We start from the raw sequence: 501 nt of genomic DNA, 5'->3' as shown, positions 1-501 counted from the left end.
CCTGGGCGGCAAGACCGGTCAGGTCGGTTTCATAACCTTTAATTCCGGCAAGGGCTCGGTGCTTGGCAGCAAGAGCATAGTTGACCTTCTTGTTCGGGGCGGAAAGATCGATATAGCGGTTACGCTTGATAGCGATATCGCCGTCAACAGCCCGTTTAGCTTTTGCGACTTGCTCGCTGATTCCACGCAGGCTGCGCCTAGCCCGATCGTGAGAGTACTGGTAATGCGTCACCGAATTCGGGGTTGTGTGTTTGCGCCCATCACTTGCCGAGGCTTGCGTCCAGATCTGGCCGTGGGTGTAGTCTTCACCGGGATTTTCCCGCCGCCAGGTTTCAATTACCTCAGGCACGGTGGGGGTCTTCACCGACAAGATGTAGTGCAAGCCTGCGTCGATGAGTGCTTGTTTGTTCGCCGCGGAGAACATGCCCGCATCAGCAACGACGGTGACCTCGTCGAGTTGGTAGGCATCTTGGAACCGTGTGATCATCGGCAGCATCGTGT

General features: G+C 56.5%; 1 protein-coding gene. It reads right to left on the bottom strand.

The window, feature by feature from the left end; translation table 11 throughout:
* Positions 1–487: transposase (locus tag HMPREF2932_RS09260; RefSeq protein WP_246818652.1), on the bottom strand; the 487-nt coding region annotated here is incomplete at its 3' end.
* Positions 488–501: the final 14 nt, after the last annotated feature.

The organism is Corynebacterium sp. HMSC074H12 (assembly GCF_001813755.1).
GTDB lineage: Bacteria > Actinomycetota > Actinomycetes > Mycobacteriales > Mycobacteriaceae > Corynebacterium > Corynebacterium hiratae.
The sequence above is the reverse complement of the archived record's forward strand: the minus strand, read 5'-3'. Positions and strand labels throughout refer to the sequence as shown.